General features: G+C 47.3%; 15 protein-coding genes, 4 tRNA genes and 1 riboswitch. Of the genes, 11 read left to right on the forward strand and 8 right to left on the reverse strand.

Features of this window, described 5'->3' with window-relative positions; translation table 11 throughout:
* From BM265_RS01655 to nuoE, 3 genes are read right to left on the reverse strand one after another with little or no spacing between them, the layout of a single operon-like run.
* Window positions 1-1,743 carry an NADH-dependent [FeFe] hydrogenase, group A6 gene (locus BM265_RS01655; RefSeq protein ID WP_074959744.1) on the reverse strand — a complete coding sequence of 581 codons (1,743 nt, stop codon included), beginning with the start codon at window positions 1,741-1,743 and terminating at the stop codon, window positions 1-3.
* A gap of 19 nt (window positions 1,744-1,762) precedes the next feature.
* The gene (locus BM265_RS01660) at window positions 1,763-3,655 is read right to left on the reverse strand and encodes an NADH-quinone oxidoreductase subunit NuoF (RefSeq protein WP_081358335.1); all 1,893 of its coding nucleotides are present in this window, start codon (window positions 3,653-3,655) and stop codon (window positions 1,763-1,765) included.
* A gap of 14 nt (window positions 3,656-3,669) precedes the next feature.
* Window positions 3,670-4,161 (reverse strand): NADH-quinone oxidoreductase subunit NuoE, encoded by a 492-nt coding sequence (gene nuoE, locus BM265_RS01665; protein ID WP_013499541.1) that lies wholly within the window; start codon window positions 4,159-4,161, stop codon window positions 3,670-3,672.
* Window positions 4,162-4,741: 580 nt separating this feature from the next.
* Between nuoE and BM265_RS01670 the strand changes: the two genes are divergently transcribed.
* Entirely contained in the window at window positions 4,742-5,371 is a 630-nt protein-coding gene (locus BM265_RS01670) for a cytidylate kinase-like family protein (RefSeq protein WP_074959745.1), read from the forward strand.
* Window positions 5,372-5,637: 266 nt separating this feature from the next.
* Here BM265_RS01670 and ptsP read toward each other — a convergent pair whose 3' ends face one another.
* The gene (ptsP, locus tag BM265_RS01675; protein ID WP_074959746.1) at window positions 5,638-7,311 is read right to left on the reverse strand and encodes a phosphoenolpyruvate--protein phosphotransferase; all 1,674 of its coding nucleotides are present in this window, start codon (window positions 7,309-7,311) and stop codon (window positions 5,638-5,640) included.
* An 829-nt stretch (window positions 7,312-8,140) separates the two neighbouring features.
* On the opposite strand from ptsP, the gene BM265_RS01680 reads away from it, so the two are divergent.
* From BM265_RS01680 to BM265_RS01695, 4 genes are all read left to right on the forward strand, one after another.
* Complete coding sequence (locus BM265_RS01680) at window positions 8,141-9,004, forward strand: PSP1 domain-containing protein (RefSeq protein ID WP_074959820.1); 864 nt, start codon at window positions 8,141-8,143, stop codon at window positions 9,002-9,004.
* Complete coding sequence (locus tag BM265_RS01685) at window positions 9,005-9,634, forward strand: hypothetical protein (RefSeq protein ID WP_074959747.1); 630 nt, start codon at window positions 9,005-9,007, stop codon at window positions 9,632-9,634. It abuts the gene before it with no gap.
* Window positions 9,635-9,703: 69 nt separating this feature from the next.
* Complete coding sequence (locus BM265_RS01690) at window positions 9,704-10,060, forward strand: hypothetical protein (RefSeq protein ID WP_074959748.1); 357 nt, start codon at window positions 9,704-9,706, stop codon at window positions 10,058-10,060.
* A gap of 3 nt (window positions 10,061-10,063) precedes the next feature.
* Complete coding sequence (locus tag BM265_RS01695; protein WP_074959749.1) at window positions 10,064-11,023, forward strand: D-2-hydroxyacid dehydrogenase; 960 nt, start codon at window positions 10,064-10,066, stop codon at window positions 11,021-11,023.
* A gap of 266 nt (window positions 11,024-11,289) precedes the next feature.
* Here the strand turns inward: BM265_RS01695 and BM265_RS01700 are convergent, their stop codons facing one another.
* Window positions 11,290-12,387 (reverse strand): acyltransferase family protein, encoded by a 1,098-nt coding sequence (locus BM265_RS01700; RefSeq protein ID WP_074959750.1) that lies wholly within the window; start codon window positions 12,385-12,387, stop codon window positions 11,290-11,292.
* Between the two features lie 3 nt (window positions 12,388-12,390).
* Window positions 12,391-13,563 (reverse strand): methionine adenosyltransferase, encoded by a 1,173-nt coding sequence (metK, locus tag BM265_RS01705; RefSeq protein WP_074959751.1) that lies wholly within the window; start codon window positions 13,561-13,563, stop codon window positions 12,391-12,393.
* A gap of 134 nt (window positions 13,564-13,697) precedes the next feature.
* Window positions 13,698-13,813: riboswitch (SAM riboswitch) on the reverse strand.
* Between the two features lie 256 nt (window positions 13,814-14,069).
* On the opposite strand from metK, the gene BM265_RS01710 reads away from it, so the two are divergent.
* The 4 genes from BM265_RS01710 (at window position 14,070) to BM265_RS01725 (ending at window position 16,450) form a co-directional block, all read left to right on the forward strand.
* A tRNA-Gly gene (locus BM265_RS01710) sits at window positions 14,070-14,140 on the forward strand.
* Between the two features lie 22 nt (window positions 14,141-14,162).
* Window positions 14,163-14,236: transfer RNA gene (locus BM265_RS01715), tRNA-Arg, on the forward strand.
* 5 nt (window positions 14,237-14,241) lie between these two features.
* Window positions 14,242-14,315: transfer RNA gene (locus BM265_RS01720), tRNA-His, on the forward strand.
* 632 nt (window positions 14,316-14,947) lie between these two features.
* The gene (locus tag BM265_RS01725) at window positions 14,948-16,450 is read left to right on the forward strand and encodes an L-fucose/L-arabinose isomerase family protein (RefSeq protein WP_074959752.1); all 1,503 of its coding nucleotides are present in this window, start codon (window positions 14,948-14,950) and stop codon (window positions 16,448-16,450) included.
* A gap of 189 nt (window positions 16,451-16,639) precedes the next feature.
* Here the strand turns inward: BM265_RS01725 and BM265_RS01730 are convergent.
* Window positions 16,640-16,713: transfer RNA gene (locus tag BM265_RS01730), tRNA-Arg, on the reverse strand.
* Window positions 16,714-17,091: 378 nt separating this feature from the next.
* Here BM265_RS01730 and BM265_RS01735 point away from each other — a divergent pair.
* Both BM265_RS01735 and BM265_RS01740 read left to right on the forward strand, forming a co-directional pair.
* A complete protein-coding gene (locus BM265_RS01735) occupies window positions 17,092-18,549 on the forward strand; it encodes a sugar transferase (protein ID WP_074959753.1) in 1,458 nt (485 codons plus the stop codon).
* 51 nt (window positions 18,550-18,600) lie between these two features.
* Complete coding sequence (locus BM265_RS01740) at window positions 18,601-19,317, forward strand: tRNA threonylcarbamoyladenosine dehydratase (protein WP_074959754.1); 717 nt, start codon at window positions 18,601-18,603, stop codon at window positions 19,315-19,317.
* Window positions 19,318-19,535: 218 nt separating this feature from the next.
* Here the strand turns inward: BM265_RS01740 and BM265_RS01745 are convergent, their stop codons facing one another.
* On the reverse strand, window positions 19,536-20,948 hold the full coding sequence (locus BM265_RS01745; protein ID WP_074959755.1) for a glycogen synthase: 1,413 nt from the start codon (window positions 20,946-20,948) through the stop codon (window positions 19,536-19,538).
* Between the last annotated feature and the right edge of the window lie 41 nt (window positions 20,949-20,989).

Consider the following 20,989-nt stretch of genomic DNA (forward strand, 5'->3'; position numbering starts at 1 on the left):
TTAGTCCTGATACTTGCCTCTCTTAACGTAGGTAGTATGCAGATACTTGTGAGCGTTGTGAGCGCCGGGAGCTTCGAAGAAGTCCTTGTACAGCATATCGCAAACAGGGCTCTCATGAGACATTCTGAGATTCATGCTGCTGTCTGCATCGTACAGAGCCTTAGCTCTGATAGCCTTGAGGTCAACGAAGTTTCTGACAGCGTCGCTCTGAACAGGCTGACCGCCGCCGTTGATACAGCCGCCGGGACAAGCCATGATCTCAACGAACTGATAATCTCTCTCGCCGGAGAGTATGCCGTCGATGATCTCTCTTGCGTTAGCAAGACCGGAAGCAACTGCAACCTTAACGGTAACGCCGCCAACAGTGTAGGTAGCTTCCTTCAGACCCTTAGTACCTCTTACATCGTGGAACTCCAGAGGCTCGCACTTGCCGTCCAGCTTAACAGCTGCGGTTCTGAGAGCAGCCTCCATAACGCCGCCTGTTGCGCCGAAGATAGCGCCTGCACCGGAAGCGATCTCGAAAGGATCGTCGAACTTCTCGTCAGGCAGAGCATTGAAGTCGATACCTGCTTCTCTGATCATTCTGCCCAGCTCACGAGTTGTGAGTGCAACATCAACGTCATCATAATCGCCGTTTCTCTGCTCTTCTCTTGTTACCTCGAACTTCTTAGCAGTACAAGGGATAACGCTGACTACGAACAGGTTCTTGGGATCGATGCCGTTCTTCTGGCAGTAGTAGCTCTTGAGCAGTGCGCCGAACATCTGCTGAGGAGACTTGCAGCTCGACAGATGAGGCAGGAAATCAGGATAGTAGTGCTCACAGAACTTTACCCAGCCGGGGCAGCAGGAAGTGAACATAGGCAGAGTGCCCTTGTTCTGTATTCTCTCGATGAGCTCGTTAGCTTCTTCGATGATTGTAAGGTCAGCAGTAACGTCCATGTTGAAGATGTTAACGTCGCCCAGTCTTCTGATAGCAGCGACCATCTTGCCCTCAACGTTAGTACCAACAGGGTTGCCGAACTCTTCGCCCAGAGTAGCTCTGATAGAAGGAGCGGTGAAGAATACGACCTTCTTCTCGGGATCAGCGATAGCGTCCCAAACCTTCTTCTCGCTGCTCTTCTCAGTAAGAGCGCCAACAGGGCAGGATACGATACACTGACCGCAGCCTACGCAAGCTGTAGAAGCAAGAGGCATATCGAATGCGGAACCAACGTGAACGTTGAAACCTCTTCTGATGTTGCCGATAACGGAAACGCTCTGTACATTCTTACAAGCAGCAACGCATCTCATACACTGGATGCACTTGTTGTTATCTCTTACCAGGAAAGGAGTGGAGTCGTCGATAGGCTTATCCATTACCTCAGGCATGAATCTGTCTTCATCTGCGCCGTAAGCAACGCTGAGCTTCTGCAGCTCGCAGTTGTTAGCTCTTACGCAGGACAGACACTTCTTCTTGTGATTGGAAAGCAGCAGTTCCAGAGTAGTCTTTCTGGACTTTCTTACCTTGGGAGTATTGGTGAATACTTCCATACCCTCTGCTGCGGGGTGAGTACAAGCAGCAACAAGACCTCTTGCACCTGTGATCTCAACTACACAGATACGGCAAGCACCGATGCAGTTAACGTCTTTCAGGTAGCAGAGCGTGGGTATATCCACATTGGCAGCCTTGGCAGCTTCGAGAACGGTGGAGCCTGCAGGAACTTCCACAGGGATGCCGTTAATTTTCAGATGAATCATTTCCATAGTTTATACCCTCCTCTGCTTACTTCTTGATGATAGCGCCGAACTTACAGTTGTTCATGCAGACACCGCACTTGATACACTTAGTGGTATCGATAACGTGAGGATTCTTAACAGTACCTGTAATAGCGTTTGCGGGACAATTTCTAGCGCAGAGCGTACAGCCCTTGCACTTGTCGGCGATGATCTCATACTGGAGCAGGTTCTTGCAGACGCCTGCAGGACATTTCTTGTCCTTGATGTGAGCAAGATACTCGTCGCCGAAATACTGAAGTGTAGACAGAACAGGGTTAGGAGCAGACTGACCCAGTGCACACAGAGAAGAAGACTTCATGTGTGTAGCCAGATCCTGGATCTTCTCCAGATCTTCCATCTCGCCCTTGCCGTCAGTGATCTTCTCCAGCAGCTGGAGGAGCTTTCTTGTACCAACACGGCAGGGAGTACACTTACCGCAGCTCTCATCAACAGTGAAGTTGAGGTAGAACTTGGATACATCGACCATACAGTTGTCCTCGTCCATAACGATAAGTCCGCCTGAACCCATCATGGAGCCCAGAGCAGAGAGGCTCTCGTAGTCGATAGGAGTATCTATGTGCTGTGCAGGGATACAGCCGCCCGAAGGACCACCTGTCTGCGCAGCCTTGAATGCCTTACCATCGGGGATACCGCCGCCGATCTCTTCGATGATTTCACGGAGAGTAGTACCCATAGGTATCTCAACCAGACCAACATTGGTGATCTTGCCGCCCAGAGCGAATACCTTAGTACCCTTGGACTTCTCAGTACCCATAGCAGCGTACCAAGCAGCACCGTTTCTGATGATCTGTGCGATATTAGCGTATGTCTCAACGTTGTTCAGCAGAGTAGGCTTGCCGAACAGACCCTTAACAGCAGGGAAAGGAGGTCTTGGACGAGGCTCACCTCTGTTACCCTCGATAGAGGTCAGCAGAGCGGTCTCTTCGCCGCATACGAATGCACCAGCACCGAGTCTGATCTCGATGTCGAAGCTGTGACCTGTGCCGAGAATGTTCTCGCCCAGCAGACCGTACTCTCTTGCCTGATCCAGAGCGATCTGGAGTCTGTTAACAGCAACAGGGTACTCAGCTCTTACGTATACATAACCCTGGTGAGCGCCAACAGCGTAGGAAGCTATTGTCATAGCCTCGATAACAGCGTGGGGGTCACCCTCGAGGATAGATCTGTCCATGAATGCGCCGGGGTCGCCCTCGTCTGCGTTACAAGCAACGTACTTGATATCGCCGGGAGCGTCCTTTGTGAACATCCACTTTCTGCCGGTGGGGAAGCCTGCACCGCCGCGTCCTCTGATACCGGAATCGAGAACTTCCTTAACTACCTCATCGGGAGTCATGGAGGTCAGTGCCTTGTAGAGTGCCTGATAACCGTCAGTAGCGATATACTCCTCGATATCCTCGGGGTCGATAACGCCGCAGTTTCTCAGAGCGATTCTCTTCTGCTTTCTGTAGAAGTTAGTCTCATACAGAGATATGATAGAGCCGTCCTCGTGAACAGTCTCCTGATACAGCAGATCCTTGCAGATCTCGCCGTTTACGAGGTGCTCGTCAACGATTCTCTTGATGCCCTCGGGAGTAGCCTGTGCATAGAAAGCACCCTCGGGGTATACAATAACGATAGGACCGAGAGAGCAAAGACCGAAGCAGCCTGTTCTTACAACGAGTACTTCGTCAGCGATGCCCTTTGCAGCCAGCTCATCTTTCAGAGCCTTCAGAACGTCCATAGAATGTGAGGACTGGCAGCCGGTACCGCCGCATACGAGTACCTGCTTGCGGTAGCCTGTTTCCTTGGCGAGCTTTTCGCCCTCCTCAGCGATTATTGTCCTGACTTTAACGATATCCGCCTTAGCGGCTTTGATCTTATTCAGTTCTTCGATGGTCATACTGCCTTACCTCCTTACTTGTAGCTATCCAGGATCTTTGCGACCTGTTCGGGTTTCAGCTTGCCGTAAACGTCCTCGTCTACCAGCATAACGGGAGCCAGACCGCACGCGCCAACGCAGCGGCAGGAATCGATGGAGAACATACCATCAGCAGTACACTCACCGCTCTTGATGCCCAGCTTTGCTTCAACAGCCTCCAGTATCTTATCGGAGCCCTTAACATAGCAGGCAGTACCGAGACAGACGCTGATCCTGTGCTTGCCCTTGGGGGTAAGAGAGAACTGGCTGTAGAATGTTGCAACGCCGAATACCTCCGACAGTGAAACGCCCAGTCCGTCAGCGATCATCTTCTGGACCTCGATAGGAAGATAGCCGTAGATCCCCTGAGCCTCCTGCAATGTAGGCATCAGTCCACCGGGCTGGTCATGGTGCTTAGCAATGACTTCCTTAAGCTGTGCCTCCTGCTCAGGAGTACCCTGAAAAGGAATAACGGTTTTCTCAGTCATAAAATAACCTCCTTAATTGATTTTGCATAACAAAATATACTGATCATGCGCTGCGCGTAAAAAGCACGGCAAGCCCTCAGGGAAATGTGCAAAATGCAGAAATTTCTCCGGACATAAAAACAAAGCCGTCTATTATCCTTTTTACATAGGGGATATAAGTGCGTATATGCCCTATAAATCAAGGCGCAGCCAACATTATTATTATACATTATTTCGACTTTCTTTTCAAGCGTTTTAGAAAAATTAATACACAAACTTAATTGCATTTTTTTATGCATTTTTACGCAAAATGATTGGTTAGACGCATATAATTCGGTTAGGTTAGACTAATTTTACGCCAATCCCCGACATTTCCGACCTTAAAATCAATTCCCATAGGCTATGAGGTATATATGATTTTATATGTCTGCAGGATTTCTTTCATTTTCATACTGTTAAATTAGTTTATAAAGAATCGTCAATTGATAAAATGCACAAAATATTTTCGCTAAATTTGTGAATGATTTTTTGCAATTTTTGTATACAAAACACAAAAAGTATGCTATAATAAATTCAGCCCAAAGGAAAGGAGCGATGTTCCATGAGGTCTATCATAACTATCAGCCGTGAATTTGGCAGCGGCGGCAGAGAGATCGGCAAACTGCTTGCCAAAGATCTTGATATCCCGTTCTATGATAAAGAGCTCCTGGAAATGGCTTCCAAGGACAGCGGGATATGCGAGGAGCTCTTCGTAAAGAATGATGAGAGCTATACCAACAGTTTCCTGTTTTCACTTGTTATGGGCAGCTACCCTGTATCCGCAGACGGCAGGATAAATCCCGATCTTCCTTTGAACCACAAGATATTTCTTGCGCAGTTCGATACTATAAGGAAGCTGGGAGATAAAGGTCCGTGTGTGATAGTCGGCAGATGTGCGGACTATGTACTGAGGGATAACCCCAATGTGATCAACTTCTTCCTGACGGGAGATATGTCAGATAAAAAAGCGCGTATCCTCGGAAGATACGATATCGAAAAGGACAAGGTGGAGGACTTCATCAAGAAGACCGATAAACGCCGTGCATCCTACTACAACTATTATACCGACCAGAAATGGGGCGCAGCTCCCAATTTCGACCTGTGCATAAATACCTCAAAAACAGGTATACAGGGTGCGGTAAAGCTCATGAAGGAGTATATAACCATCAAAGAGAACTATAGACCCAAGTGAGCCGCCATTAAATAACGACATTCATGTTTTTAATTCATTTTACTTTCCTTACTACGAAAAGACACCGAGCCGGGAGGTCGGTGTCTTTTTGTGTGTAAAAAGGCGGTTGACCGGTGTGACGAGGGGCGAAAAATCGCATACTCCCACCCACAACAAACTCCAATTTAAGACAAGTCCAAACATCAACCAAAAAGCCATAGCAAATCCGACCACACGCCGGAAATACTATGGCTTATTCCTTATTATATATAAGTCAGCAGCAGCGATCAGTAATGCAGTACCCTTTGAATATTGCTGTGTACCTGCCGCCTGTCGCTGAGATTCAGACTGCGTATCATTCGCCTTACGGGAAGTATCTGCGGGGGCGCAACGGAAAGTGAATCCAGCTGCATATCTAATAGTATCTCTGTCAGCGAAAGGTCTGCACCCATCTCGCCGCAAAGACATACCTTTATACCCTTGCTGTGAGCGTTGTCAACAACAAGCTTTATCATTCTCAGCACCGCCAGATGATTCGGCGGAACAACATTTTCGTAGTTGGGATTCTGCCTGTCTATCGCCAAAGTGTACTGCTCAAGATCGTTGGTGCCTATGCTGAAAAAGTCCACCTCACGCGCCAGCAGATCGCTTATCATCACCGCCGCGGGAGTCTCTATCATTACACCAAGCTCCACATCGTTGCCGAAAGGTATGTGCTTGCTCAGAAGCTCGTCCTTGACCTTGTGCATGATGTCCTTTACGCGGAAGACCTCGTCCACATCTATTATCATAGGTATGAGTATCGAAAGCTTGCCGTAAGCCGATGCCCTCAGCAATGCCCTCAGCTGTGTCTTGAATATGTCCTGCCTGCGCAGACAAAGCCTTACAGCCCTCATGCCAAGAGCAGGATTCTCTTCCTTGTCAAGACAGAAATAGTCAGCAGTCTTGTCCGCACCGATATCCAGGGTACGTATTACAACGCGCTTGCCCTTCATGTCCTCTACAACTCTGCGGTAATTGTAGAACAGTTCCTCCTCATCAGGGAAACTGTCTCTCTGCAGATACAGGAACTCCGACCTCAGCAGACCTACGCCCCCAGCGTCGTTCTCAATGGCAGATTCCAGATCTCCCAGACCACCGATATTGGCATATACCTCTATCTCCCTGCCGTCACGGGTGACGTTCTTCCTGCCCTTCAGCCTTTGAAGAAGCTCGTTCTTGCGCTCTTCCTCTTCCTCGCGCCGTGCCAGCTTTATCTGGGTCTCGTTGTCGGGCTCGATGTAGATCACTCCGTCATAGCCGTCAACTATCGCGAAACGTCCGTCAAAATCTTCCAGCTTCACATCGCCAAGACCTATCAGCGCAGGTATGTTCATAGTCCTTGCCAGTATGGCAGTATGTGAATTTATGGAACCGCCCATGGTGCAGAAAGCCGCAACTTTCGTCTTGTCAAGAGTCGCCGTCTCGCTGGGCAGAAGATCTTCCGCACATATTATGGATATGTCATCCAGCACGAACTCCTTAGCAGACAGATTCTGCAGCTGCCTGATTATCCTCTCCGAAGCATCATAAACATCGGCGCTTCTCTCGCGGATATACTCTGAATCACCCTGACGCATAAGATCAGCCAGTGTCTGGGAAGTCCTTGCCACTGCATATTCGGCATTCAGCCTCTCATCGAATATCAGACCGCGCACACCGCGCTCGTACTGGCTGTCGCTGAGTATAAGCTCGTGTATATAGAAGATCGCCGCATCAGTCTCACCGATCTCCTCGGCTGTCTTTGCACGCAGGATACGCAGTTCTTCGACAGCGCCCTCCTTGGCGTTCATATATCTGTCCCATTCTTTTTCGGGATCGTTTATCTTGATCTTGGTAACGCTGACTTGGTCACGCTGATAAAAGCTGATGATGCCTCTCGCGATACCACGGTATACAGACCTACCTCGCAGTGTGACCATGCAGTTCACCTCCGTTCAATGTGTTAAACAGGTCATAACTCTACATATTAATTATAACACATTCACTCATGGTTAAAAAGGATGATTTGATTTGTTTACATTTGCGACACATTTTTTGTCATTTTAAAATATTATCAAACTATAATTTTGTTTGTTTTAAACAATTTTATATGGGATATTTTTCCATATCCGACAGTAAAAAGAGGGAAAACCGCTCCTGATAGATATGCTCTCACTCAAAATTACACTAAATTAACACCCCGGGACTGCTCTCGTTTTCCCGATGATCTCCCATATTATCCACCCCGCCTCTTTTGTACACCCTGCACATGAAGACCCCGCCCACTTTGTGCAAACAAATGTTTTTTATTTTTACTCAGACATATTTCTGCAAGAGTTGTACAAAAACGTACAACTTTTCCGCTATTTTCGCTGTTAGTAGAAAGGCAATGGCTCATTGGGGCTTTGATATAAAGGACCCGGTGCGCACGATGGCAGGCTGCGCCCGTCTGTGACTACGGCACATAGGGCACGTGTCATACTGTACCGACCGCACAGCATCTTGACAACCGAATAACTGTCAGACTTTTTGGTATCTGCAAACCTTTCCATACAAAACACTGCTGAGGTTTTGCGTATACACTTGTAAGCAGTATTATATTATAGTATACGACATCATAAACCGAACCCCGGATCGGACCAAAATCGATTTTCGCGTTTTATTTTCCCTATCTCTTTACTTTTGGGGAGATATGTGCTATAATAATAAAGTATGTACGATGAGCTTGTATGTTTGGCTCATCAAAAGCTGAAACAGAAAGGAAAACATATGCTCAAGATAATCGGTGTGCGCTTCAAAAGCGTTGGCAAGATATATTATTTCGACCCGGGCGATACCGAACTTAAAAACGGTGATAAGGTCATTGTTGAAACTTCCCGCGGCGTTGAATGCGGCGAGGTCGTTATGACCGACAGAGAAATAGATGAAACAAGCTTCAAGAACCCAATAAAGCCAATAATCAAAAAGGCTGACGAACGCGATCTCAAAACGATAGAACGCAATAAGCAGAGAGAGCAGGAAGCCTTTGAGATATGCAAGCAGAAGATCGAAGCCCATAAGCTGAATATGGATCTCATCGATGTTGAATGTACTTTCAGCAACAATAAGATGCTCTTCTATTTTACCGCTGAAAACAGAGTTGACTTCAGAGAGTTGGTAAAAGATCTGGCAAGCGTTTTCAGAACAAGGATAGAGCTCAGACAGATAGGCGTGCGTGACGAAGCTAAAATGCTTGGCGGTCTGGGCATCTGCGGACAGCCATTCTGCTGTTCCAGATTCTTAGGTGATTTCCAGCCCGTTTCCATTAAAATGGCAAAGGAGCAGGGACTCAGCCTTAACCCCACCAAGATCAGCGGCTGCTGCGGCAGACTTATGTGCTGCCTTAAATACGAGCAGGACAGCTACGAAGATCTGCTGAAACACACCCCAAAGGTTGGCGCGATAGTCAAGACCACCGATGGCAAGGGCGTAGTCCAGGAAGTCAATCTGCTGACAGGCAAGCTGAGAGTAAAGATAGACCGTTCCGATAACGTCATCACCGTCAAAAAAGATGATGTTGAAGTCCTCAAGGACGGCAATATCAAGATCGATAAGAACGAGCTCAAGGCTCTTAAAGGACTGGAGGGTAAGTAAATGCCGTCATCACCCGTGCATCTGCTGCTGGCATACAGAATGGCAGACAGTCTGAATGTAAAAAACAAGGCAGAGTTCCTGCTGGGCGCCATCGCCCCCGACTGCGTGAACTACGGTCAGGAGCAGGCAAGCGAGGAAGTCAGGTATACGGCTCATATCCGCGACAAGGATTACGATGTATGGAAAGCCAAGCTGAAAGCTTTTGCGGCGGATAATGCCGAAAAGTTCGCTGATAATAAGGACTTCCTCAGAGGATACCTTTTCCACTGCTGGTCTGATATAGCCTGGGACGAAGCTGTTCAGCCCAAGATATTCGAGTTTCTCGGCACACTGGGCTACGGCTATGACGATATGACAAAGCAGAAATGGCAGGAACTTTACCGCTTCAACAGCCTCGCGGTAAAAAGCGGAGAATATGCTGAGTGTACAAAGCTTGTTAAGCAGGGCAGACCTGTGGATATAGCAGGCTGTTCCGCAGAACTTATCGCAAAGTACGCAGCGTATGTGGCCGATGACTACCGCGATAAGATACACGATGAAAAACCCCTTTTCCTCAGCGATTCCCATATAGCCGCAACAGTTCAGCAGATGAACGAAGCAGGCTACAGCGAAGAACTTGCTAAGATCTGAAAGAAAAACAAAAGTAACAAAAGATACTGAGTAAAACTCAGAAAAAATTTGAAAACGGAGATGTTTGAAATGTTAATGTCATTACAGGAGACCGCAACCACAACACAGAACGTGTTCACACCTTTCCCTTTGCCCATGCATCTGGGATTCTGCATCGCAGCTACCATAGTATATGGTATATACTTTGTTAAACAGAAGACTATACAGCATTTTCTTCTGCTGCTTGCCTGCGACCTTACTTTTATCACCCAGATAAATACTTCAAAGCCTGCCCTGACTTTTCTGTTTATTGCAGAAGTAGTACTGCTGCTGGGCGCTGCTGTTTTCTCAATAAAGTACAGCAGAGATCAGAAAGCTGCCGAAAAGGAGAAGAAAAAAGCTCCCAAGCAGAACGGTGACGCAGTTGATAACGCTTTTGAGGACTGATATATGAAAATAGTTATCCTTGACAGCGAAACAGTTTCCCGCGGCGGAGATGTTAGCCTTGAAGGCATAACAAGCCTTGGCGAAAGCGAAGTTTACGGCTTTACCCCCAACGATGAAGTAGCTGATAAAATAGGCGATGCCGATGCGGTGATATGCAATAAGTGCCTTATCACAGAGGAAGTCTTCAGCAAATGCCCCAACCTTAAATATGTGGGACTTTTTGCAACGGGCTATAATAATGTTGACCTCAAAGCCGCCGATAAGCATGGCGCTTCCGTGTGCAACGTGCCCGCATATTCTACCGACTCGGTGGCACAGCATACCTTTGCACTGATACTCAACCACTTCAATAAGATAAGGGCATATGCCGATACCGTGGATAACGGCGACTGGGTGAACTACAAGCTGTTCACCTACTTCTATATACCTACCTACGAGCTGAAAGGCATGAGGATAGGCATTATCGGCTACGGCAGCATAGGCAGGCGCGTGGCTGAGATAGCAAGAGTTTTCGGAATGGAAGTGGTGACCTATACACGCTCTCCCGAAAAAGTGGGCGATGGCGCAAAGGCTGTCAGCCTTGATGAGCTGCTGAGGACAAGCGATGTGGTTACTATGCACTGTCCGCTGAACGAGCAGACCAAGGAAATGATAAATAAAGAAGCTCTTGAAAAAATGAAGCCCACCGCGTATTTCGTGAATACAGCCAGAGGCGGAGTAGTCAACGAGTATGACCTTGCAGATGCGCTGAACAACGAAGTCATCGCAGGTGCAGGAATAGATGCCCTGACCTTTGAACCGATGCGTGAGGACTGCCCTTTGAGAAACGCGAAGAACGCAACAATAACTCCCCATATCGCATGGGCACCCAAACAGACAAGGATACGTCTGCTTGAAGTAGTATCCGCAAACCTGAAAGCGTGGATAAACGGCAAACCACAGAATGTGGTAAACGGTAAATAAAAATATTCCCCCGAAGCGATAGTGGTGCGCTTCGGGGTGTTTTGTTTAAGCAATCCAGAGTAAACTGCTAAGGAAACATAGCGCGAGTGCAGAGTCCTCGCATCAAGGTACAAAGCCAAAATGCACAGCTAACAATAAGATCATAGCAAACTTCTGGAAAGGCGCGACAAATGTATCCGACACCAACAAAACAAGATCTACACCAAACATCAATAAAAAAACCACAGCAGTTCCGTTTTCAGAACGGAATTGCTGCGGCGTGATTTTTATGCTGTTTGTTTTTTCTCTTCAGGTTTTTTCAGCTTTGATATAATTATCTTTGGCAGATTTTTTATGCGGTTCCATATGATCGCTATAGGAATGACCATTAAGCAAGTTACCAGCCATATCAAAATAAAATTTCTGCCCCCTGTCATTTCAAAAACAATGTCATTTGCAATGAAGAAAAACGGAAATGGGTCATAGTGTATCACCATGATATCCATAGAATCCTTGCCAAGTTCCCTGAGAGGTCTTATGCCTTGGGGCAAAGCTGAACATATCAGGATAAGTGATGCTGAACCTGTTACTCCTGTCAGCAGGAAAAGCGGCAGACTTTCAAATTTGAGAGTGTGCATATTTACATCAGGTGTGTACAAATTACAGCACGCTATAAGTGTTACTCCAAGTATCAAACCACATACAAGGTTGCGACTCTTGTTTTTGGGGTCAATAAATCTGAAAAACAGGAATCCGAAAGCGATAAAAAATACAGCAGGAATTACACGTATAAATGGTATCGTGAGAAATCTCACAGTTTTTTCTTCCATCAAGTCCTCTGTTTTGAGATCTGAGAATATCTTGACTGTCAGCAGTGAAGCATAAAGCGCTCCCAGTAATATCGCCCGCGTATCGAGTTTCAGCTTGTATTTCAGAAAATGGAACAGAAGCCTTGCGAAGAAAAGTGTGGAAAGAAACCACAGAGGTGCGCTTCCCATTGTTGTCCATACGGCAGTTATCATATCGCTGAGGTATTCATCGGTATATCCATAACGATAATTTCCGATCAGAATATATATGACCGAGTATATATAGTATGGTATCATCAGCCGCACGAACAATCTGCCTGCTTTTAAAGCGGGAGCAGTATCCTTTTTCAGAAAACTGTCCTTATAGCCCAGCAAAAAACCGGTTATTACAAAGAACAGCGGCATATGGAATGAGTAGATCAGCTGGACAAAGTAGTGCGCCAGGTGATTGCTTTTGGGGACCACAAGATTTACGTGACCAAGCATTACCAGTAATATGCCGAAGCCCTTTGCATAGTCCACATAATCAAGAGGTACTGACCTGATTATATTGCGGACTTTCTTTTTTTCAGCCATTGTTTATTTTACAGCCTCCTGAAGAGCCTGAACCTTGTCTGTACGCTCCCAAGCTACGCCTAGGTCTTCTCTGCCCATATGGCCGTATGCAGCCAGCTGCTTATACTGTGGCTTTCTGAGATCGAGCATATCGATGATAGCTGCAGGGCGGAGATCGAATATATCGTTGACTGCTGCGCTGAGTCTTTCATCGGAGACCTTGCCTGTGCCGAAGGTATCAACGAGTATTGAAACGGGATTTGCAACGCCGATAGCGTATGCAAGCTCAACTTCGCATCTGTTTGCGAGACCTGCAGCTACGATGTTCTTAGCCACATATCTTGCAGCGTAAGCTGCGGAACGGTCAACCTTCGTGGGGTCCTTGCCGGAGAAGCATCCGCCGCCGTGACGAGCGTATCCGCCGTATGTATCAACGATGATCTTTCTGCCTGTAAGACCGCTGTCGCCCTGAGGTCCGCCGATAACGAATCTGCCTGTGGGGTTAACGAAGTATGTGGTCTTGTCGTCCAGAAGTCCTGCGGGGATAACGTGCTTGATGACCTTCTCGATGATGTCAGCTCTTATCTGCTCCATAGATACCTTGGCATCGTGCTGAGAGGATACTACAACTGCATCTATCCTTGCAGGCTTGCCGTCAACGTACTCAACAGTTACCTGAGTTTTTCCATCGGGTCTGAGGTAAGGCAGAGCGCCGTTCTTGCGGACTTCTGTAAGCCTGAGAGCCAGCTTGTGAGCCAGTGATACAGGCAGGGGCATGAGTTCGGGAGTTTCATCGCAGGCATAGCCGAACATGATACCCTGATCGCCTGCACCTGTATCGAATGCATTTTCCTCTCTGCCCTCGAGTGCGTTGTCAACGCCCATAGCGATATCGGGGGACTGCTTGTCGATAGTTGTCATAACTGCGCAGGTATGACCGTCGAAGCCGTACTTTGCTCTGTCATAGCCGATGCCTACAACTGTATCGCGTACTATCTGGGGGATATCCACCTGTGCCTTGGTGGTGATCTCGCCCATGCACATTACCATACCTGTGGTGGTAACGGTCTCGCAGGCAACTCTGGAATAGGGATCCTGTTCCAGCATAGCATCGAGTATTGCATCTGAGATCTGGTCGCAGATCTTATCGGGGTGACCTTCAGTCACCGATTCGGAAGTGAAAAGAAATCTTGACATTATAGTTCCTGCCTTTCTTAAAAGAAACTTTGTCGGTATGCCGACATATACTGTTGTTAACCGTTAAATCAACAGCCAATAAAAAGCCTCTCAATTCCGAAGAAAAGAGAGGAGAGATCTTTTTTATAAAAAATTCCTCATCTTTCGGAAATAACCGCAGGATTTGGCACCTTGATGAGCTGCATAAATATACAGCATACAGGTTGCCGGGCTTCACAGGACCTGATTCCTCCACCACTCTTGATAAGGCTATTAAATTTAACGTCAATAATTATACTACATAATTTCGCGCTTGTCAACAGTTTTAACGTTTTTTTTACAAGATATTCCAAACTAACTTTTTATAGAGAGGTATAGTCTGGGTCTATTTGGTGTGAAAGACTATAAACGGAGTGGAATTTTAAATATTTTTAAACAAATGATAGAATGTTTGAGAAAGTGCTTGACAAATCAGGATTGTCGTGGTATAATAATTTTCGTTGACTGGTCAAGTCAATGACCCAAATGCGGGTGTAGTTCAATGGTAGAACTCCAGCCTTCCAAGCTGGCCACGTGGGTTCGATTCCCATCACCCGCTTTTACTGTTGAATGCAGTATATGCGTCATTAGCTCAGCTGGATAGAGCAACCGCCTTCTAAGCGGTAGGTCACTGGTTCGAATCCAGTATGGCGTGTTATGGTGGGTATAGCGTAGTTGGTTAACGCGTCAGATTGTGGTCCTGAAGATCGAGAGTTCGAATCTCTCTACCCACCCTACAGCTTCTCGAAATATCGAGGGGCTGTATTTTTTTATGTCGTTTACTATACTTTCGTGCTGTTGGTATTACAGATCGTGATCCGGAGGTGTATTATGGATAGTATTAGGTTTTCTGTTGTTATCCCTGCTCATAACGAGGAAAAGTATATTGGCAAATGTATTCGGGTGTTTTTTTGATGTTTACAGCTATCCCTTTAGCTCACCGCTTCATACGCCAACTATAGATATTGCCTGTCAAAAGGGCGTATAGTATGGCGTGTCAGCGGGTGTTTTTTTGATGTTTGATAAGCTTGCTGCATAAATTGCGGAGAACTTTGATATGTACATACCTTATATATAATAAACAGACAGGCTGTACGTACATCATCAGCGATATCTCATAGATATTGTATGTATATTGTCTGTTGATAAGAAGTACACATGAATAAAATAACGAACATTCTCCTAAAGAAAAGCGCATAAACTGCGCAATAAATGGTGATATAATGCCAACTTTTTGAATTGACACTAAGTTGTATTTGTGTTATAATGTGTGCAACGATGAAGATCGCAGTTTATATGCGCTCGGCTGTCGGCGGAAACGTCGGGGCACACACAGCGGCAGCGCACCAAAACGGAGGTAATTATCATGAGCAACAAGCTTGCAAACACACCTGAAGTAAAGATAGGTCTGGTAGCAGTTTCAAGAGACTGTTTCCCCATGAGCCTGTCAGAAAACAGAAGAGATGCCGTAGCTAAGGCTTATACCGACAAGTACGGCGCAGAAGGACTTTTTGTATGTCCTACAATCATCGAGAACGAATGCCACATGAGACAGGCTCTCAACGAAGTTAACGCTGCAGGCTGCAACGCTATCGTTGTATATCTCGGCAACTTCGGTCCCGAGACCCCCGAGACCCTGCTCGCTAAGTATTTCGACGGCCCTGCAATGTTCGTTGCAGCTGCCGAGGACGACTGCGGCGACGCTCTTGTCAACAACAGAGGCGATGCTTACTGCGGTATGCTGAATGCCAGCTACAACCTCAAGCTGAGAGGCGTTAAGGCTTACATACCTGAGTATCCCGTTGGCACCGCTCCCGAGGTCGCTGATATGATCAAGGAGTTCATTCCTATTGCAAAGACTGTCATCGGTCTGAGAAACCTGAAGATCATATCCTTCGGTCCTCGTCCTCAGGACTTCCTGGCTTGTAATGCACCTATTGCAAGACTGTACGACCTGGGCGTTGAGATCGAAGAGAACTCCGAGCTCGACCTGTTCGCAGCTTACAACGAGCACAAGGACGATCCCCGTATTCCCGAAGTTATCGCTGATATGGAGAAGGAACTGGGCGAAGGCAACAAGATGGCAGGCATCCTGCCCAGACTGGCTCAGTACGAGCTGACTCTCCTTGACTGGGCTGAGGCTCACAAGGGCGACAGAAAGTATGTTGCATTTGCTAACAAGTGCTGGCCTTCATTCCAAACACAGTTCAGATTTGTTCCCTGCTATGTAAACGGCAGACTGGGCGCAAGGGGCATCCCTGTATCCTGCGAAGTTGATATCTACGGTGTTCTGTCCGAGTACATCGGTCAGTGCGTTTCCGACGAAGTTGTTACTCTGCTCGATATCAACAACACAGTTCCCGGAAACATCTACAGAGAAGATATCGAAGGCAAGTTCGATTATACTCAGAGAGATACATTCATGGGCTTCCACTGCGGCAACGGTTCCTGCTGCATAGTTGAAAATCCGACAATGAAGTATCAGCTCATCATGAACCGCGGTCTTGAGGGCGGCGGAGAGCCTGATATCTCCAGAGGTACTCTTGAGGGTGACATCAAGCCCGGCGAGATCACATTCTTCAGACTTCAGTCTACTGCTGATGCTACTCTGCGTTCTTATGCAGCTGAGGGTGAGATCCTCCCTGTAGCTACTCGTTCCTTCGGTACAATCGGTATCTTCGGCATCAAGGAGATGGCAAGATTCTACAGATATGTACTGCTTGAGAAGGGCTATCCTCATCACGGCGCAGTTGTATTCGGCCACCACGGCAAGGCACTGTTCGATGTGCTGAAGTTCCTGGGTGTTGAAGACAGAGAGTACAACAGACCCGCTTGCACAAGATATTTTGGCGAGAACCCCTACAAATAATAAATTGCTTTAAAAGAAAAAGACTGCTGCTTATGCGGCAGTCTTTTTTGTTTGGTCTTACATTATCCCTTTAGCCAGCCACTTTATAAGCCGGTATAATAATGGATATTATTGGGGAAGAATACTGACAACTATTGGTTTGGTCTTGGGGCATAAAAAAATCCCCGAAGCACAAAACTTCGGGGAAAACGTCGCTGAGAGGATTCGAACCTCCGGCCTGCCGCTTAGGAGGCGGCCGCTCTATCCAGCTGAGCTACAGCGACTTATCAACTTAATTATTATATCATATCTCAGAGAAAAAAGCAAGACCTTTTTGAAATTTTTTTGAGGGGGGATTTTTAGTGATATTCCCTTGTTCTGTTTGCATTATTAATATGAGATGAGAGTCTTTGATCCTATAGGTATAGTTGACGCTTGTTTGCTCATTAAACGTTCTGATACTATTTTACCTAACCATCCCCAAATTACACACCTGTCCCAAAAACTGAACATCAGTCGCTGCAGATATGTGTCGAATAACTGAAAAAAGCCCGAGAATACTTGAATAATCAAAAAAAGTGTGCTATAATGATAACCTGATAGTTTGTAACTTGATAAATATATCAATGGAAATATAACAAAACCAAAAAGGATGTCATATATTGGATAATATTACAAAAAACCGCGAACAGTATAAGCGGCTTCTGAATTTTATCGCCGCACTGGTGATCATCCTGTTCTTCGTAATGGGATTCTCATTCGTGTGGTATAACTATTATAACAGTAAGATGCACGACCCCTTCTGGCATTACGGAAACTTCCTGATGATAGGCATTTACTGTGTGATGTACGCAACTTTCACAAGCCTGTTCAACGGCTTCAGGCTGGGTTATTCAAAGTTTCTGGGACTTTTCGGTTCTCAGGTGCTGGGCATAGTCAGTACCAACGCCATGGAGATAGTCCTCATAGCCCTCATAGGCCGTAACCGAATGGATCTTTCGACCATGTTCGTGCTGGCAGCAGTCGAACTTGTTTTCGCATATCCCTGGAGCTACGTCTTCACCATGATATATACGAAAATGTACCCCCCGCGGCGGCTGATAATAGTCTACGGCAACTCGAATGCCAAGTATCTTGTGAATAAAATGGCACAGCGAACGGATAAGTATAATATCTGCGCAGCCGTAAGCTGTGAAGAAAGTCTCGATGAGATAGAACGGCGCATACTCCGCTACGAGGGCGCTATCATCACCGATATCCCCGGCGACCTGAGAAATAAACTGGTAAAGTTCTGCTTTGAACATTCCATCAGAACTTACATCAACCCAAAACTTTCGGATATCATTATCCGCGGCGCGGACGATTTCCACCTCTTCGATACCCCGCTGCTCCTCTCCCGCAACGACGGTCTGAAATTCGAGCAGCGTATGCTGAAGAGATTCTTCGATATCTCACTGGCAGGCGTGATGTTCCTGATACTTCTGCCTTTCATGCTGATAACCGCACTGGTGATAAAACTCTACGACGGCGGCCCCGTCCTGTATTCACAGGTCAGACTTACCACTAACGGACGTAAGTTCAAAGTGCTGAAATTCCGCAGCATGATAACCAATGCCGAAAAAGGCGGAGCACAGCTCGCATCCGAAAACGATGACCGCATAACCCCCGTGGGCAAGGTCATCAGAAAAATACGTTTCGACGAACTTCCTCAGCTTATAAATATCCTCAAAGGCGATATGTCCTTTGTAGGTCCCCGCCCTGAGCGACCCGAGCTTGCAGAGCGCTATGAGCTGACAATGCCCGAGTTCAAATACAGGCTGAAAGTCAAGGCAGGTCTCACAGGATATGCCCAGATAATGGGCAAGTACAACACCACCCCCTACGATAAGCTGAAGCTCGACCTCATGTATATCGAGCACCAGTCCATCAGGGAAGACCTGAGGATAATCCTCAGCACCGTGCGAACAGTTTTCGTCCCTGATGCTACCGAGGGCGTTGACGATGATAAGCCTATCGAGACAAAGCGTGACCTCATCGAGCACGATTTCAGTAAAGACCTCGGCATGACCGAAGAAGAGGTAGTCGAATACGAAGAGGAGAACGGGCTGCCCAAAAGATAAAACTATCAACGGCGGAACGCTTATGCGCTCTGCCGTTTTTGGAGGTAAAATATGAAAGAACAGTATGCACGAAGCGAACTGCTTCTTGGCAGTGAAGCTATGGAAATACTCAGTAACAGCCGCGTGGCAGTTTTCGGAGTGGGCGGAGTAGGCGGATTCGCTGTGGAAGCATTGGCCAGAAGCGGTGTTGGCACCATCGACCTCATCGACAGCGATACAGTCAACACCACCAACCTCAACCGCCAGATAATCGCGCTGCACAGTACCGTTGGCAGATTCAAGACCGAGATAGCCGCCGAAAGGATACACGATATCGACCCAGATATCACCGTGAACGTCCATAACTGCTTTTTCATGCCTGAGACCGCCGATGATTTCGACTTCACACAGTACACCTACGTCATAGATGCCATAGATACCGTCACAGGCAAGATCGAGATAATAATGAAAGCCAAAGCCGCTGGTGTCCCCGTGATATCCGCCATGGGCGCAGGCAATAAGCTTGACCCCACTGCATTCCGTGTAACTGATATCTATAAGACCAAAGGCTGTCCGCTGGCAAGGGTGATGCGCCGCGAACTCAAAAAGCGTAACGTGGCACACCTGAAAGTTGTCTACTCCGAGGAAGAACCAATAACTCCCCGCGCTTCAACAGAAGAACCACAGGCAAGCAGACGTTCCGTACCGGGCTCGGTAGCTTTTGTGCCATCTGTGGCAGGGCTTATCCTGGCAGGGGAAGTTATAAAGGATATTATTTCGGATAAATGAAATTATACTGAGACTTGACGCAGCAGCCCAAAATTTGTAGGATGACGGGCACGTCTATATTTTACTGACGCAGAAAGAGCGTGGACATTTGAATGTCCACGCTCGTGTTTTTTTGTTAGCCGTGACTGCATCGAACGCGTGTCTCACTTTGATGCCAAGGTTCTGCCTTAACGATCAGTTTTGTTGACGGTGTCTATCACAGGTTTGCATTTTCAGTGTCAGCTTATCTCTTCATAAAGCCGTATATACTCCTTTGCAGAGCGCTCCCAGCTGAAATCCTGCTTGAATGCGGTGGATACCAGTCGCTCCCAGCGCATTTTGTCGTCGTAGTATGCTCTTGCACGTACTGTTGCATCAAGCATATCCTGAGCGTTATAGGTCTTGAAGGTGAAACCGTTGCCGTTTTCGCCGCCTGCATCGCGGATGGTATCGCGGAGACCGCCTGTTTCGCGTACTATTGGTATTGTGCCGTATCTGAGGGCTATCATCTGGGCAAGTCCGCAGGGCTCGCTCTGGGAGGGCATCAGGAACATATCCGCGCCTGCATATACTTTTCTTGAAAGCTCGGGTACAAATCCAAGACGCAGACCTACTCTGTCGGGATAGCGGTAGTGCATCTCGGTGAAGAAGTCCTCGTATATCTTTTCGCCCGAACCAAGTATTGCGAACTTATAGCCGAGGCGTATCATATCCTCAAATACGTATTTTATGAGGTCGAGACCCTTATGGGATACGAACCTTGTTACGATGCCGATGATAGGCTCTTTGCCAGATGCTATGCCTAGCTCGTCACACAGGGCTTTTTTGCAGACCAGTTTGCCCAGTCTGTCATTAAGGCTGTAATTGCGGGCGAGGTTCTTATCGGTGGCGGGGTCATAGATGGTCTGGGATATGCCGTTTAAGATACCGCTGAGTTTATACTGATGGTGTACAAGTTCTCTGTCGAGGGAGTGGGAATACCAGGGGTCGAGTATCTCCCATGCGTAGCTGGGGGAAACTGTGGTCACGCGGTCGCTGACTTCGATGGCGGCTTTCATGAAGTTCACGTCGCCGTCATAGCTGAGCATATCGGTATGATAGAGAGGTATGCCCATGAGGTCGTTTATAAGTTCAAGACCGTACTGACCCTGATACTGGATATTGTGTATGGTGAAAACTGTCTTGATATCCTCATAGCCCTGCTGGTAGCGGTAGAAGACATCGTAGTAAACGGGTACAAGTGCGGTCTGCCAGTCATTGGCATTGATGACTTCGGGTTTGAAGTCGATGAATTTCAGAAGTTCGAGGACGGCGCGGGAGAAGAAAATATATCTTTCAGCGTCGTCGTAGAAGCCGTAGAGACCGTTTCTGGCGAAGTAGTACTCATTATCCAGAAGATAATAGGTAACGCCGTTTTCAACACCTGTGAAAACTCCGCAGTACTGGTTGCGCCATGCCACGGGTACGGTAAAGTTGGTAACGTAGTTCAGTCTGTCTTTGAGTTCCTGACGGATACTGCCGTAAAGGGGCAGCACCACGCGGCAGTCATTTCCGAGAGCGTTTAGGGCTGCGGGCAGGGAACCTGCTACATCTGCGAGACCGCCCGATGCGGAATAGGGAAGTCCCTCGCTGGCTGTATAGAGTATCTTCATAGTATCACCCTCCTTTTGTGTAAGTGATAGGTAAGTCATAG

Origin of the sequence: Hominimerdicola alba (assembly GCF_900112155.1) — a bacterium.
Taxonomy (GTDB): Bacteria; Bacillota; Clostridia; order Oscillospirales; family Ruminococcaceae; genus Hominimerdicola; species Hominimerdicola alba_D.